Source organism: Mesorhizobium sp. M2A.F.Ca.ET.046.03.2.1, assembly GCF_003952425.1.
Lineage (GTDB): Bacteria > Pseudomonadota > Alphaproteobacteria > Rhizobiales > Rhizobiaceae > Mesorhizobium.
Map to the genome: position 1 here is coordinate 1424654 of NZ_CP034449.1, position 16437 is coordinate 1441090.

A 16437-nucleotide genomic window follows, 5' to 3' on the forward strand; every position below is an offset into this window, starting at 1 on the left:
TGCTGTCGCCCGAGCTATATGCATCCGACGGCACGAGCAAGCCTGCTGGCTATTCACACCCTGAACAGACCGTTTTTATGAAGCTTGTGAGCAGGTAGGCTGCCGCTGTGAACTTTCGCCCCATCGCTCGATTGATTGTGAGCAAGCGCCGAAGGTTGACCCCAAGCTGATCACCACGTGACTTTACTGGCAAATTCATAACTTCGGAAGGTCGCTTCGGCGCCGACAGTGGAGACCCTCTCTTTCATATTCTGATGGTGGATCACCGTGTTACGGTCAACTTGTCAGGGATCAATCTTCCGCGCTCAGTCGCAAAGAGTGTCGCCCTATTGTCGGCTTGGCTGTGACCGAATGCGTGCTCCGTCGGATTCAGGAGCACATGGACAGAATCCATGATGGACGCGTCTTAAGGAGTGCTGCCGCATCAAGGTCGGTCAACTCGAGCCATAATTGCCGATTGAATTGCCGCTGCCGTATATAGGGAAGCATCTAACGACAGATTCCCAAATGCAAGTTGACAAAGGAGGTAGTTTGCACCTGCCTTTTCCAGCTGGTCAAGAAGAGCTTGTCCCGCAGAAGCTGCCGTTCCTACTACGCACAATTCCTTCTCGATTGCCGCATCGAAAGTCAGCGGCAGGTTTGGTGGAGTCGGCATGGCGTTGAGATCGTAAAGGAATTTAAAGCTCTTAAGCCACCGTTCGTAAGCAGGTGCGGCGAGTGAACGTGCATCCGTTTCAGAACGCCCAATCACGACCATTCGGAGCAATCCAAGAAATGGCGCTTGGTCGCCCGCGTCGCTGGTGTGCTCTCGACCGGCGCGGAAGGCATCAGTAATTCTGCGAACGGAAGAGGAATGTCCCACGCACGCGATGTTCACGCCATTCGCAGCGGCCCAGGCTGCTGGTTCGGGTCGGTTCGTGGCGATCCAAGTCGGCGGATGCGGACGCTGATGAGCTCTTAGCGTCAGCGGAACGCTGTTCAACTCGAAATGGCGGCCTTGATAAGATAGCGTGCCGCCTTTCAGCGCATTCATAAGAATTTCGCTGGCTTCCGCATAGTGGTCTGGCGCCGCGTCCGAGCCAATCCCAAAATAACCTAATTCGATCGGGAGCGAGCCGCGCCCTATCCCAAGTTCGAGCCTGCCACCGCTCAATTGATCCAGCATACAGATCTCTTCGAACGCACGTAGCGGATGATAGAGGGCGAGCAGCATTACCAATGGACCCACACGAAGGCGTCGGGTTCGTTGGGCTACGCTCGACAAGAACAGATTCGGTGATGGACCTCTCCCATGTGGGGTACAATGGTGCTCTGCGAGATGATATGCATAGAACCCAAGCTGATCGCACGCCTCCGCTAACTTCAGGCGATCTTCGTATTGTCGGGCTATATCAAGGCCGTCCTCGTCCAGATGATCGAAGATGCCGACAGCTAGGTCTGAAGGAAAGATCTTATTCATCAAATTTTCTCCAGATTTTAAACGACAAGCCCCACTGCCTGCATGTCACAAGCAATTCAAACGTCTTTCCGCCACGTATCGCGTTGATTATTTGACTGACGACGCCGAGACTAGCCCCGTGCTAGATGAGGTGTTGATGCTGGCATCTTAAGTGCCCTACTAATATGCCCAGCAGCACTGAGAAAAGCATCCATGTGCTCTTTTGTACCGATGCTGACGCGGATGTGATTTTCCAAGCCTTTATCGGGAAAGTAAGCAACAAGTATTTTTTCCTTTGCAAAGGCTGATTGCCACCATGAGCCGTCCGGTGCGGGCACGCGGGCTAGCAAGAAGTTTGTGTGGGAAGGCGTTACGGAAAATCCAAGTTGCGATAGCGCGAGCGTCACTCGCTGTCGTTGATGCTTGATTTGTTTGTGATTGTCTGCATAGGCGGCGCGATGCGCAAGGACGCTGATACCAATCGCATGCCCGATCACATTCATGTTGAAGACGTTCTGGATGTTGCGTAGCCTGCCAATAATTTCGGGGTGACCGAAACCAAAACCGACGCGAATGCCCGCGGCAGCATAGCTTTTAGAAAATGTTCTAAGGACCAGAAGGTTCGAATAACGATTGATGAGGCGCAGACCATTCTCGGGTGCAAAGTCGACGTAGGCCTCATCCAGCACGATCAAGCGGTCCGATTTCGCCAGCAGGCGCTCGATATGGGCCACCGGAATGAACGTTCCGGTCGGATTGTTCGGATTGGCCAACAGAATGAACTTGGCGTCCTTTGCAGGACCGAAGAGCAATTGCTCCATCGGCAAGGAATGATCTTCGCTAAACTCGATTTCGAGAAATTGAGCACCCTGCAACATGGCAAGTTTGCGGTTGAACGAAAACCCTGGCGACATCATCGCCACGCTATCTCCCGAAGCAAGAAAAGCTCTGTAGACAAGTCCAAGCAGTTCAGACGATCCGTTACCAGCGATCACCTGATCCACGGAGACGCTGTAGGCGTTTGCGGCGGCTTCCCTCAAGCTGATGTTATCGTCTTCTGGATATAGATATTGGCGTTCGAGAGCCGAAATCGCACTTTGCATTATGATATTTGGAAGCGGGAATGGATTCTCATTCGTATTTAGTTTTACCCAACTTGCATCCGGCGCTGCTCTATTGGATGGCAGAGGATCTAACTGTCTCGTCACTTGAGAAAGGGACGAGAGCACACTCTGCAGTTTTGCATCGGACATGTTTTTCTCCGTGTCGGTCGCAGAGGGAATCCGGGATGAACCGATGGTCGAGAGCAGTTGGCCGACTGACGGTACGTTTACACCGCCTCTGTCAGCATATTGACACCGTGAGCTCGGGCGGGCTGTCGTCCCGGTCGAATTGACGCCGACGCTCAGGTCCGCATCTACTCGTCATGGTGCCTCGGTGGTCCTTTCAAGGACGCTTGATGCAGTATTTCCTCAGCGTGTACCCAATGTGGCGCGGCGTCGGTCCAAGCAGGCGCCGCCTTTGCCTGCACTGCCCCACATCTTTCCATGGCCGCGATGACACGCTCGCGATCTCACCTACTCGCACCTTTAACGAGGCTTCGCTGGCGGGCGCCAGCGGTTTCTGATCGCTGACGACGGGCGGGACCCCCGTAGCGGCGGCCCAAGGAGCAGCCTCATTCGGCGGTGTGGCCGGCCTGCTGGCATCGTCGGCCCCCGTTGCACCAACCATGTTGCCCGATCCGCTCTTCCACGACGCCGCGGAAAAACACTGTCCGTGGTGCAGGCGAAGTAGTTTCTGCCCATCGACGGCCCCGCGCTAGTACGCATGTCCGCTGCATGCAATTGCGGGTTTCGAGGTCGGTCACCTGATCACGGGCAAGCGCGAAAAACGTCCGGGCTATAAGTCGGGGCGCCAGAACGTGGTCGGGTGCACAGCGGGGCGATGGCAGGCGCATGGCTTTCCTTTCATGGATCGCGACCGTCGACTGGCTTCTGCACGCCGCAACCGCACGTTGATTCAACAGACCGGAATGGGGCAGGAGAGTCAATCGAGCTTTCTTTCATTTGCGAAAGGAAACTCGGCGCTCATGATAGAATTCCATCAGCGTGCCGCATGAAATCGCGGTCGAAAGCAATAAGGCAGTCCTCGGCGTGGCCTACCAGGGTCTAACTGATTGCTGGCGAGACCGTTCGGTGCAGGATGGCCTCGGGCGGAGGTCAGTGGACGCATGATAGCACCTTTGCCGCGTCATGGTTGTTCCAAGTTCATGTTGATCGGGTCAATTCGCCCCGATGTGTCTCCCCGAACCTAAGGTCTCGAAAAGGACGACGACATCGAATTCATTGTCGAGAATGGCATCCGGTTCGGCTCACTCAAGCATAAAGGCGAAGGCGATAACCTGACAAACCTCTCGGCCGATCTCCGAAAATCGGTCTGAACATGGTTTTCCGCAAGAATGCGGGCACCCTATATGATGGCCGATTCCTGCTCTTCACGACCGCCGAAATCAGCGAAGGCAGTTTCCTCGGCTTGTTCACCGAAGGCGCGTGCGGCGGCCAGGGAGCGGAGAGTTTTGCTTAATCCATTGCTCTGTGTGCCGTCAGGCGTACGAAAGCCACCCGAAACCCTTCAGCATATCAGCCACTCAGTTACGCTGTGCCGATGCCCGAAAGCAGCCTCTCATGCAGGAACCCGCGGGCAGCGGGCGGTGAGCTATGGGGATTTGTGTTTCGAGGTGTGCCAGCGACTGTCGCGAACGTCCGCGCTCGGTGCTGTCAGCGCGTCGAGGAAGCAGCTTTCCGACCGGGTCGGGAAGCCTGTCGATAACGACGCTGGGGTTCGGGTGCCGGGCGACCGGCGCCACAGCGAAGCGCACATGTGTTTCCGTTGACCGGCGCCGACGCAGCGCGGTCGTGTGGCCAAACGGGCCATGCCGGTTGGGGCGGTCTCCCGGTTCGTCGTCCGTGCGCCCGGCGGTCCGCGCGGCTGCCTGCAGCGTTCGAACACCTCGATGAGGATCATGCGTCCGCCACAACACGGGTACGGCAGGCGGAAGTCGTCCGGTTCCGCCGGAGGATCGTTCGTGACGGGAGGCGCGGCCGCCAACAGTTGGCGAGCGAGCGCGAGGCAGTCCTTGCGAGAGCCGCCTGCGAGCAAGCCGTAGTGGCGGATGCGATGGAAGCCGCGCGGCAGGACATGGAGCAGGAAGCGGCGGATGAACTTGTCGGTCGCGAGCGTCATGACCTGCTGCCGGTCGGCGTCAGGGCGGCGATAATCCTTGTAGCGGAAGGTGACGCCAGCCTCTTCGAAGCAGATCAGGCGGCGGTTCGTGATGGCGACCCGGTGCGTATAGCGCGACAGATAGGCTAGCACCGCCTCAGGACCGGCGAAGGGCGGCTTGGCGTAGACCACCCAGCGCTTCTTCCTGACCGGGGACAGGTGGCGTAGGAACGCCCGTCGCTTGGCGAGGTGCGCCATCGATCCGAAGAAGGCGAGCCGGCCAGCGTCGTGCAGCGTGAGCAGCCGGGTGAGGAACAGGCGGCGAAAGAGCTTGCCGAGCACCTTCACCGGCAGCAGGAAGGCCGCTCGCGAGGAGACCCTCCCGTCGAGCGCGATGTCACCGCCCGGCACGATCATGTGGACATGGGGATGGTGCGTCATTGCCGAGCCCCATGTGTGGAGCACGGCGGTGATGCCGATGCGCGCGCCGAGGTGCTTCGGATCAGCGGCGATGATCAGCATCGTCTCCGACGCCGCCTTGAACAGCAGGTCGTAGACCGCCGCCTTGTTGTGGAAGGCGATGTCGGCGACCTCGGCCGGCAGCGTGAACACGACATGGAAGTAGCCCACCGGCAGCAGGTCGGCCTTCCGCTCGGCAAGCCATGTCCGCGCCGCCGCGCCTTGGCACTCGGGACAATGCCGGTTGCGGCAGGAGTTGTAGGCGATGCGCCACTGGCCGCAGTCCTCGCAGGCCTCGACGGTCCGGACGTGTCGAGATCGGCGCGGCCGCAGGCAATAACGTGCGTTCCGTCGTTCCTGGTCTGCATCGGTCCTCATTCGCTGCAGCGGATTTCTTGTGTCAGATGGCGCCCCATCACCGTGCGAACGCGATGCGTTTCAATTTCCGTCGCGCCGCTCATCTATAGGCGCCTAGAGGATCGCGGGCTTGCCATGCGCGCGTTGCGCGGTGTCGGCCGAAGCTCCCGCCGGATGGCAGACGTAGAACGTTCCGTCGCTTCACAACGCGCGCATGATCAACGCCAGTTTGCGCCCCTCTGCAGCACGGGACATGCGATGAGAGGAGCGTTTGGCGATCGGCTGGCCCCAGCCCTTGACCTTGTTCTTGCCCTTGATGCGCGCCATCGACCAGACGTCGCCTGCGGAGCGCGTGCCCCGTACGGCCGCGTCGCCAGCGTTTGCGATGCGTTCTGGACATCAGTCGGGGAGCCGGACCGCGGCGCCGCGACGACCCGCCGACGTGGGCCGCGACATCACGCGAGCGGCGGAAGCGCGATTGACCCTCGATCGCCGCAGTGAGCGGCAGCGCTGTCAGCGGGAATGGCAATGAGGCGCCGGCACGTCTCGTTAAGCGCGACGATCTTCGCGACGAGATCGAGTCGCCGGCAATACTCCCGCCACAGCACGGCGCGTCCGACAGAATAGCGTCCATCAGTTCGGCCGACAGTGGGTCGTATGCCAAAGCCGCGCGGACTGCCTACGCGAAAGCCGCGCGTCCGACCTTGCTCAACCGGATGTCGAACGACGGGCAGATCCGACTGAACTTCACCCGTTGCAGCGTCTTGACTGGTGCAAGCTGAGCATCGCTCTAAGGTCTATGGCGACCCGGCTAACGGCCCTTCCGCTGCGCAAATAATGGGACAATCGCAAGCGCAGCATTCGAACCAGCATCGGCCATAATGGCCAATATGCGCCGCATCTCGGGCCTGTCGAAGCCCGCGTGATCGGCCAACGGCTTCGCGAGCGCGGCGGCGCGGTCGCCAAGATCTTCATACTGCCAGAATTTCGGATCGCGCCCATGCGCCTCGACAAGGCGGCCAAGCCACCGCGTGTAGATCGAAGCCCGTTCGTCCAACGACATGCGCTCGACCACACGCAATGACAACCATGCCGCTCGGCGGAGATGGAGCGTCGCTTGCTGCCAAGTGTCGATCCATTCCAGAAGATCTGCAAGATGAAGCCAACCGGGCGGAATCGGAGTCGACCAAGGGCCCACGAACCCTGCAGCCTCCACGCAATCGTCGAGTGAATCATAATTGGTTTGCCGAGATGGGATGGCCGTCGCCATGACCCATTCCGCCGCGGGCTTCCAAGCGGACCAGAAGCGTGCGTCGGGCCTGCGCTCGCTAACCATTAGTTCGTGGGCGGTCGCCTCCATATAGTTGCCGACAAGTTCCCGACCGTGATCTCTTTCTTCAAACCGGGTCAGACTGCTCCAGATCGCCCCATCGCCGTGGAAGGCCGCAAAGCGCCCGACCTCGCGCGCCATCTTGTGGGCCCATTCGAAGGGATAGCGGCGGTCGTGCTGCCGCGACTCCTCGCCTTCCGAATAGGCCCTAGTCCATTCGACGAGACCCTTCAAATAGGTCGCGAAAGCGTCGCGCCCCGTTGCCTCGCTCGTAAGCCGACGCCAGTCGAGGCGGGTTAGAATTTCCGCCACGCGTCCCCAGTCGAGCACGACAGGCGAGATCAGCCGAATGCGGCGCGGCGGATGATACCATTTGCGACCGCGTATCCACTGAGACCGATAGGGTGCTGGCGGAAGGTCTGGAACTCGGCTCATCGGACATGGCTTTGCAGCGCGTTTGATAATCTTCAATCGCCTCGTCGCCATGCGTCTCGCAGCCTTTTCCTGGCTGCCCTCAAACCAGAAATGGCCGATGTCGATTACGCACACATCCAGCGCAGCAAAGGTCACCCGGCGAGCAAAGTCCGGGTTTGCGTCCCAGAGAAGTCCATCGAGCACTGCCTTTTGAAGGCCATGCAGCCGATCGACGGCAAGTTCGAGGACACGCCGCTCGATGGCGTTGTTGCGCTGGCGGCAGGCATAGGCGGCGAGCCCCCATGCTCCTATATCCTGAGGGTCGAAGCTGAGTAGCGCCTCATCAACAGTAAACTGTTCTTCCGCTGGCGAGCGCCGATTCTGACAACCAGCCTCAAGCCGTTCGCGAGCCCATTCGAGCCTTGCATCGAGAAACGCCATGTCGGCCCTTGCAACGACAATTGCTGCTGCTCCGACAATGGCGAAGGCAGTCATCTTTCGGGCCAGCCCGAATCCGCCATCATCGGCATCCTCGGGCGGTTCAGCCATTACTTGATCAGCTAGTTCGATAGCCTCTCCGAGGGTCAAGCTTTCGTCGACACCACCTTTCTCGCGCGAGTGGACCGCCCACATCGCCAACCGATTTACCTGTCCCATTCTGCGGCGGTTTTCTTCTGCAGCCTCGATAAACTTGAGTTGCTCGGCCGGAGGATTGATATGGGCTTCAATACGCTGCTCGGTCTCATTGTAGCTGATCTCGACCTGATTCCGGTCGCTATCCGAGAGGATGCGGGCAAACCGCTCTTTGTTCGCCGCCACCCAGGATGAATCGGCAAGCTGTCGTTCGTCTTCGGCGAGATTCTCTAAACTCCATGCGCCGCGCAACGCGTCGAACTCGGCTTGGGCGTCCCCGCCCGCCTTGAGGCGGAAAGGCAGCATCAACGTGTGCGACATTGGCGACTGCGCCTTATGTCGCTCGAAGATCGCCTCGACCTGATCGAAGTGGTGGTTACGCTCTGAGAAACTGTAGCTTATGCGATGCGTCGGTTGTTGGTCGTCGATATGCTTGCGAATGTCGTAGTTCCAGAACCGCGGCGTGCCGAGAAAAGGCCCAGCATGATCAATCGCACCAGGCGTGTTTACATGCGCCTTGAGGAGAGAAATACACAGACCCGCCGTCGCCACCAGACCGTTGGGCTGGAGAGCAAGCCTAATAAGGTCGCCGACATCCCGTCCGTTGGATGCTTGCCGATGCATCCATTCATCGAGCGCGAGATGCATCGAACCCAGGATGTTTGATCCGAGTACGGCTCGGGACCAGCGGTAAACGGTCTCGTCACCCCAAAGAGCGATTGTGTGCCCATCGATCTTGAGCGTCAGCGCAAGCGGTTTTTCCCCTTCGCGGCAGCGGGCGTACCAGCGCCAAAAGACCGAGGCCCGCCGTTCGATTCGATGGAAAAGATTCAGCGCCAACACCTCGTCTGCGTCGAACAACTCAAGGAAACCCGCGCGTGAAGGGCCAGGCGGGTAGCAACTCTGACCGTCAGGGAGCCCAGCGCTATGAGCGTCGGAAAAAGGAAATAGCTCACGCCCGAGGATCGACTGATCGTTACGCGAGCGGCGTCGCGGCGGCAAATAATGGCAGGCGCAAAGCTTGGTCCAAGTTTCTGGAAACTTGCCTGGTAGGAAACCAGGGGATTTCAGAAGCTTGCCCCTTGGGCTGTCAAGGCGGCGATCGTTAGCCAGACGCACGAGGTAGGCTTCGACACCGCGTGCGTCCGACTCAGCGCAGAATATTAGAGCCTCCCGAAGTTTCTCTTCGATTAGCTTCCAAGCGTCGCGGTCCGGCAAATCGATCCCGAAGGGATCACGTCTATCGCTCCAACGGAGCAAGTGACGGCATTCCTCGATCTCGTCCAGCCAAGTGCGTACGATCTGTCCTATGGCCTGGCTATGGGCGTTCGGGATGTTGAGCGTCGCTCGGCAGAAAACGCGCGCGGTCTCGGCAAGCTGAGGGACAAGACTCTTCGGCCAATTGGACCATTTCGGCAGCGACCAACGTAGAAAGGGAACCCAGCTTCGCCACACCGGCTGCTTGCCATAGCCTGCGATCGCATAGCGTTGGCTTTCGCTAAGATGGGCAAGGCGAGGCGAATGTAGGAGCGTTTCGTCTAGCCGTGTCTCGGATACGAGGAGCGTGTCAAGAAGACGGCGGATCAGTCGGAAGTCATCGGCTTCGAGGGCGGAACCGAGATCGTCAAGGATTGCGCTAGAGGCTTCGGTATAGAGCGGTGCCACGAGCCAGGCCCGAGCCCAAGCAGGATCTATCGAGGTGTCGGCCTCGAGTTCCGCATACACTTCGCGCCAACGGACATAGTGGCCTTGCTCAAGACACAATTGGCCGAGGAGCCTCACCGCTCGAAGCCACCACAACGGCTCACCGCTGTCGCGCAAACGTTCGCTAAGCCGGTCGCAGTCGGGCAGCAGACCGCGGGCGATGAGCCAATCCTCGTGTACGTCAAAAGCAAGCGTGATTGCGTCGGCACGAGGGTCTGAGACCAGCGTGCCTTCGCTTATGAGGCAGAGCGCTCCTTCCGGATCGAAAACGGAGCTCCCAGGCGCCCGCGCCGGATTTTCGACAAGCCACCGCCCCATCTCGGACAGAGCCCTGGTCCGGCAAGCGGTGAGGCGGGCATCATTCTGCTCTGCATTGGCCCATTTTCCGGCCAGATCCATTTCGGTGATACGCCCCTCAGGCGGCACGTCGAGTTTTAAAAGCTCGCGAAGAAGAAAGAGCCGTCGGTTCTGCTGGGCAAGATCATCCCGTCTGAGTAACGATGCAAAGGCCGGGAACGCGTCCGCCACTGCTTCACAATCCTCCTTGCCTATCGCATCGATCGGAAGGCTCGCCGACTTGCTGATCCCCGCGTCATCGAGCGCGGCGAGCACAAGGTCCCTGTCCTGATACGCGCGAGCGGAAGTAATCATCCGCCAGCTGCCGGCATCCAGATAACGTGCCGCGAGCGCCAGGAGGTCGGTCACGACCCCGCGCCGCTCCGAGAGCAGGAGTCGGTCTGCCCCGTCGACTAGGACCAGCAGATTGCCGCCGCGTCCGAGGCGCTCGAACAGCTTTGTAGGTGTCTCGCCAATCCCGAGGTGTACCAGATATTCGGCAAGCGAGCCGGCCCGAACCCTATTGTCCTTCAGAACAAAAAGCGGACCCAAATGCTCAAGCGCCAGGCGCTTCAGGATAGCCGACTTGCCACCTCCGCCCTCACCGGTGAGGCGGACTATATTATGCTCAGTAAGGTAGACCGACGCGCGCGCCACGAGATCCGACCGGGGCAGTTGAAGACTTTCACTGCCGCGGCGCAAGCGGTCCTCGATTGACCCCAAGGCGGACTGGGCGGCCTCCGCGACGCGTTCGAAATCGGCGGCGCCTGCGGCAAGCTCGGGGTAAAATTGCCGGATGACCGAGGGATGCTTTGCCATCAAGGCCTTGAGAGCACCCCAGCCAAGAATATCTACCTCGAACTTGCCGGCGGCAACCCGCGCCGCAGAGACAGTGCGGGCGTGCTCCTGGAGCTCCGCATCAACTTCGGCCGTCGTCGCAAAATACCATTTCCCGAGGGTTGGTGTGAACCTCTCTGCCCTGGCAAGTTCCTTATTGAACTCAGTCTTGGTTGCCTTTGCCCCCAAGCCCCGGTCCTTGCCCTTGCATTGAACACCGAAATAGGTACCCGGCTTCCATTCGGGCGAACCGTACACATCGACGCCATGCTGCGGCTGGCTGAGCCGGCCGTTCTTCTGCGCGGTTGGATCCCTCCATACTTCCGCGAACAACGCACGGGACAGGTCCTCGAAGGTTTGCCACTTGCTTGGCGCATTGATCTGTGCGTCGAGAATATCCACGAGCTCTGCCCTGAAATAGCGAGAGATAATCGGCAATTATGCGAGCGAAGCAAGGTCTGCGCTAGCGAAGGTCGAGTGAAGACGGACGCAAGTCGTTCGCCAAGCCTTTCAGGAATGGATCGGCAAACGAAACTAGGTCACTTCACCCTTAGCCAACGGGCCGCAAGAATCTTCGTCCACGTCCCAGCGAGCGTGTTGGCAGATAGCCAGCTCGAACGATGGGATCCACCCGTTGGTCTCTATCTAGATCTCGCCGGTTTAGCATGAACGCTCCGGTGTTATTGTTGAATCGAGGGAATCGCTTAATCTTATGTCAGTGGCGAACTGTCAATGTTGACCCCAGATGGATTGCGGTAACGGAATTTATTTCCAGGACCACTGGACAATGTCGCGTGCAAGAATAGTGTCTCCATATAAGGGAGTGACGCTGTTCGCGTCATGGGGGAGGTATGAATACGCGTGGCGCTGGCTCCAACCGCCGATCAGATTACCGTGCAACATGTGCTTGCGAAGTTCGAGGCCGAATTTGCCCCAGTAGCGCGAGCGGTCGAGGATGGCGAGTTCGCGCTTTGGGTTGGCTCAGGGATTTCGAGGCAGGCGCCTAATCTCGGTAACCTCATCGAGCGAGCGTTCGACTATCTTCGCCAGAGAGCAGTCGATCCGGAAACGGCGGCCACCTATATGCCGGCACTTGAGGAGGCACTTGTACTTGCCGAAATCGAGCCGGCAAGTGTTCAAGCCCAATTCGGGCAAGCTCTTGCAGCCTGGCCACAGCATGGTGATATTATCAATCGGCTATGGACCAATTATTCGCGTGTCCTCGACATTCGCATCGCCGGACAGGACGCGGACTTCGTCCTGTGGGAAGCGATAGACGTCCGGCGTGCATTCGAGCATCCAGCGCCTCCTGCTGCGGAGCATTTGTGCATTGCCGTGCTGATCCTTGAAGGCGCCGTCCAGGCAGTTGCGTCAGCCAATTGGGACGGCTTCATCGAAGCGGCGATCGAGCGCGTCAGCAACGGCGTTCCAGGCGTCCTCCAGGTCGTTGTCGATCCCGACCAACTTCGTGGGCCTGCAGGCCGAGCGCGGCTACTGAAGTTCCACGGATGTATCGTGCATGCGACCCGCGAACCGTTGACCTTCAGACGATATCTTACTGGGAGCCGCACCCAGATTATGGACTGGCCAGAAACTGCCGCATTCGCGGCGATGCGCAACGAGGTTGTTGGCCTTGCGACGACCCACAAAACGTTGGTACTCGGACTTTCGATTCAGGACAACAATCTACAGACGATCTTTGCGCGAGCGAAGGAAGTTCATGCTTGGCCTTGGCCATGCGCGCCGCATGCCCCAGCGCATATCTTCTGCGAGAATACGATCCAGCAGGGCCAGCGGGATGTGCTGCGTCTTTCATACGGCGACGGATACAATCACGATCCTGCGGCCGTCCATGAGGCCACGCTGCTACGCGCCTGGGGCGAGAAGGTTTTAATCGCCTTGGTCCTGAAGCTAATAGGAGACAAGCTCACACGATTGATGGAGCTTAGCCTCAATGCGATGGGAAAAGGTCCGATTGCGGTTGTACTCGGTCCTCTGATCAAATCGCTCCGGGACGACATCGCTGGCCTCGCTGTACCCGTGCCTGGGAGCAAGGACCGGACCGCGTTTACGAATCTGGCCATCTCCCTGTGGTCGCGGATGCTCTCGCTGTTCCGTAGCGGGACGCTTCCGGTAAATCCTGAAGCTTATGAGGCCTTGACCAGTTCAACGCTGAACTTGATTGCCGCCGACCAGAATGCCCAGGCCATGGGGTTGGGGCGGCTTGGGGTCGCGCTTGCGCTCCTACAATACGGACGCGCAGCGGGACATTGGCAACTCAGTCAGCCCACATCCAGCGACCTGATCTCGGGGGCAATGACCGCCAAGGCATCCCGCCCCGGAGCGGTCAATCGCCCGCTGTTTCTCGTCAAGTCGGCGACGGACGCCATTGCTCTGCAAAGCGATGGCGCTTTTGCAAACGACAATGCGATCATCGTCCACGCCGATGATACCTGGCATCGCATGACAGGCGGTAGCGCAAGTGCGCGTCGTGTGCGCGCAGCTCCTGGACGGACCGGGCGAGTCGGCGAGATACATGTTAGCCTTGGCGACCTACTTTCGCGTTGTGGTGATGCGGTGATGCTGCAACAAGAATTTGTTTCGGAGATGATTCTGTGACTGGCTCGCCCCTTGTGCAGGCAGTTCAAGGCCGGCTTCGCAGCGCCGGCTACAGCGATCTGTCGACCCCCTTTAAAGTTGCCGGGGTCGAGTTTGCATTCACTGGGGCGATGCGCGGGCGCGATGGTCGAGCCCTCGATCTTGTCCTGCTCGTAGACACCACAACTGGGGATTTCGGCGACCGTGATGGTGGACGCGTTCGCCAGCGGATCGAGGCATTGAGTCGAGCGCTCGACGTCACCGGATCACGCTATGTCGTCACCGCCATCCTCGCGGGTGCCGTGCTGGCCAGTGGGGTCGAGGCGCTGTCAGAAACTTGCCGTGTCCTACAGGTTGAAGGCATTGCTTTGAATGCCGAGGGCAAGCCTGCTGATCCCGTTGCTGAGCGTCAGCTTGATGATCGAATCCGTATATTGCTGCCGTTGACGCTTCCCTTGTCGATGCCGGACAACCAAGTTGGCGGCGGCGCGGCCATGGATCAACTCGTTCAAGCGCTGCCCGCCGGTACGAGCAAAGTGGTTGTCGACGCCGTGATAAACGCCTCAACAGCTGGAGAGCAGGCCGTCGCCGATGCAGTGGCGCTCGTAATCGGCGGTGCGTTCGAATCTCACCCGGTGGAGGATCAAGAATGAGTGACCTCATCCTCAAGAGCCTCGACGTCACAAATTTCCGCAGCATCCGCGGCCATATCCATGCGCCACTCGACGCCAAAGTCGTGCTTCTCCACGGAGAGAACGGCGCGGGGAAGACGAGTTTGCTATCAGCAATTGAGCTCGCACTAACCGGAGGCGTGCAGTCGCTTGCCCGCGCGGATCCAGGGTACGAGAAGCAACTGCTTTTCCGGTCCGCGAGCGAGGGCAGCATCGTGCTTCGGGCTCTCGAAGAAAAATCTGAGCGGATATTCAAGGCGAACCTGAGCGCGAATGGTGTCGAATCAGTCGACGTGTTGGATGAGAAAGTAGCAGCCTTCTTCAGGGAGCGAGCGTTTTTGCCCCAGTCGCTGCTCGGTCAACTGCTCCAGATCTATCAAGATGCCGGGAACGATGCGTCGTCACCGTTGGCGCAGTTTGTTGGCAAGCTTCTGGGGCTCGACAGGTTGGATGCGCTAGAGGCTGGATTGAAGCCGCTAGTTGACGTTCGCAATGTCCGCAAAATCGTCGACGGCTGGCAGGCAACTGAGAACGAGAAGACGCGGATTGATCGTCTCCTTGCTGATGAGCGGCAGAGACGCGACTCTTTGAATGAGCAAATACAGAGCGCGCTCCACGAGCTCACCAACCTCTGCTCCTCGCTCGAGTTTTCCGTTAAAGTCGGCGAGGACACACTTGACGAAGTCGCCGAGGCGCTTGCAAAAACCAGTGACTTGGAGGCCTTTGCGCGCCTGACTGATCAGCAGCGAAGGCTTGCGTCGATCAACCGTGAGATCGATGAAGCGCAAAGCGCGACCGGTTTTGAGGATTTACCTTCTCCTACCAATGCAGAAGACGCCAGCAAGGAGTTCGCGCGCTGGGATGCAGAATACGGTCCCCGCGTTACCGGCCTTCGCGGTACTGTTGAAAGCATGCTTCCCAACATCTCAATGCCCAGCGATCTGTCACAGTTCGCCGACGAGGCGGTGAAGCGTCTCCGTACCGAGCAAAATCAGTTGACGGAGCACGTGTCGCAGGCCCGGGCCGAGATTGCGCGGTATGCCACGGCTCAGGATGAGCGCGACGTCGCGCTTCGTCAGCGCGACACGATTGACGAGGAGCTGGCCCGTTTGTCTAGCAGCGCGGGCAGTCTCGGTTCTGTGCTGGCAGAGCTGACATCGTTTCTCGTCGATGACATCTGTCCGGTTTGCGACCGGAATTTCAGCGAGGTCAGCAAGGGCTCGCTCGCAGAACATGTCCATAGCAAAGTGCGGGCTCTATCAGCATCGGCGGAGCGGCTGCTGACTTTGGGCCGCACCCGCGGCGAGGTTCAGGTCACGATCGAACGTCTTGAACGGGAGATTGAATCGATCGCTGCACGCCGGCTGGAGGACAATGTCCTTGCCGAGTTAGATCGGCGACGAGCCTCGATCCAGGCGCTAATCGTAGACATTGAGGACATGATCGAAACGCTACAGGCAGGGGCACGATTGCGCGCTGCTGACATCGCCGCAAGGCGCGCGGTCAGCGAATCCCAGTCACGCCACGTCTCCCTGGCCGCCGCGCGCGAAACATTGAGCGCATTTGCACTCTCCATCGGAACAACTGCTCTTGACGAAGGTGAGTCCTTCCAGGCTGGAGCGTCTAGGCTGGAAGAGCTGCTAAGCACCCACGTCGCCCGGTTGGAACGCCGCCTCTCGATGAGGCGCAGCGGAGCGGCTCACCTAGATAACATCCGCTCTGCGATGACTCGCCGCCAAGAAATCGACACCCAGATCTCCAGCGACTCCGCATCTTGGAAGAGTGCCGATCAGGCTCTTGAGCAAGCGCAGGGATTGCGCGATCAAGGCCCAGCGATCCGCAGCGCTGTCGACAAGATCCGGTCAGCCATCATTCGCCGGGAGTTCAATGACCGGCTCAATCGCTTGTGGCGGGATCTGTTCGTTCGGCTGGCGCCTAGCGAGCCGTTCGTGCCAGCTTTTCGCATTCCGCAATCGTCCACCCAGAGACTTCAACCGAAGCTCATCACCGAGCACCGTGATGGTGGCGAGGCCGGCGGAACGCCAGGCGCCATGTTGAGCGCTGGCAATCTGAACACGGCTGCGCTGACTTTGTTCATTGCACTGCATCTTTCCGTGCCGAAGGAACTGCCTTGGTTGGTTCTTGATGATCCGGTGCAGTCTATGGACGACGTCCATATTGCCCATTTCGCCGCGCTGTTGAGAACCTTGTCCAAGGAACACGGCCGCCAAGTTGTGATAGCTGTTCACGATCGCCAGTTGTTCGACTATCTAAAGCTGGAGCTCAGTCCAGCATTTCCCGATGACAGCCTTCTAACGCTTGAGCTATCGCGTGGACCGCGCAGAGACAGCGTATGCCTGTCGACGCGACTTTCGTTCAAAGAGGAGACAGCGCTCTTTGTAGCTGCGTAATAGCGCAGCGAACCGAAAGGCGTAGCA

At 59.1% G+C, this 16437-nt stretch carries 7 protein-coding genes and 1 pseudogene; 3 read left to right on the forward strand and 5 right to left on the reverse strand.

The features are described 5' to 3' along the window. Positions 1-424: 424 nt before the first annotated feature. From EJ072_RS06860 to EJ072_RS06875, 5 genes and pseudogenes are all read right to left on the reverse strand, one after another. Positions 425-1459, reverse strand: coding sequence for an LLM class flavin-dependent oxidoreductase (locus EJ072_RS06860; RefSeq protein ID WP_095814947.1), 1035 nt, complete (start codon positions 1457-1459; stop codon positions 425-427). Between the two features lie 110 nt (positions 1460-1569). Continuing rightward, positions 1570-2691, reverse strand: a complete 1122-nt coding sequence (hisC, locus tag EJ072_RS06865; RefSeq protein ID WP_126079061.1) for a histidinol-phosphate transaminase — start codon at positions 2689-2691, stop codon at positions 1570-1572. A 1744-nt stretch (positions 2692-4435) separates the two neighbouring features. Next, positions 4436-5497 (reverse strand): annotated as a pseudogene (locus EJ072_RS06870) (IS91 family transposase); the annotation flags it as partial. Between the two features lie 180 nt (positions 5498-5677). Beyond that, a complete protein-coding gene (locus EJ072_RS37265; protein WP_281058981.1) occupies positions 5678-5803 on the reverse strand; it encodes a hypothetical protein in 126 nt (41 codons plus the stop codon). Between the two features lie 484 nt (positions 5804-6287). Next, positions 6288-11132 (reverse strand): hypothetical protein, encoded by a 4845-nt coding sequence (locus EJ072_RS06875; RefSeq protein ID WP_126079062.1) that lies wholly within the window; start codon positions 11130-11132, stop codon positions 6288-6290. Between the two features lie 459 nt (positions 11133-11591). Between EJ072_RS06875 and EJ072_RS06880 the strand changes: the two genes are divergently transcribed. The 3 genes from EJ072_RS06880 to EJ072_RS06890 are packed head-to-tail and all read left to right on the forward strand — an operon-like array spanning position 11592 to position 16410. Then, complete coding sequence (locus EJ072_RS06880) at positions 11592-13349, forward strand: SIR2 family protein (protein ID WP_126079063.1); 1758 nt, start codon at positions 11592-11594, stop codon at positions 13347-13349. After that, entirely contained in the window at positions 13346-13981 is a 636-nt protein-coding gene (locus EJ072_RS06885) for a hypothetical protein (protein WP_126079064.1), read from the forward strand. The genes EJ072_RS06880 and EJ072_RS06885 overlap by 4 nt, the downstream gene beginning before the upstream one ends. Then, complete coding sequence (locus EJ072_RS06890) at positions 13978-16410, forward strand: AAA family ATPase (protein WP_126079065.1); 2433 nt, start codon at positions 13978-13980, stop codon at positions 16408-16410. The genes EJ072_RS06885 and EJ072_RS06890 overlap by 4 nt, the downstream gene beginning before the upstream one ends. Positions 16411-16437 lie beyond the last annotated feature (27 nt).

What these genes read in the sequence shown, in the direction of transcription:
- EJ072_RS06860 (WP_095814947.1), bottom strand. Translation starts at nt 1,459, where the DNA reads ATGAATAAGATCTTTCCTTCAGACCTAGCTGTCGGCATCTTCGATCAT.
- hisC (WP_126079061.1), bottom strand. Translation starts at nt 2,691, where the DNA reads ATGTCCGATGCAAAACTGCAGAGTGTGCTCTCGTCCCTTTCTCAAGTG.
- EJ072_RS37265 (WP_281058981.1), bottom strand. Translation starts at nt 5,803, where the DNA reads ATGGCGCGCATCAAGGGCAAGAACAAGGTCAAGGGCTGGGGCCAGCCG.
- EJ072_RS06890 (WP_126079065.1), top strand. Translation starts at nt 13,978, where the DNA reads ATGAGTGACCTCATCCTCAAGAGCCTCGACGTCACAAATTTCCGCAGC.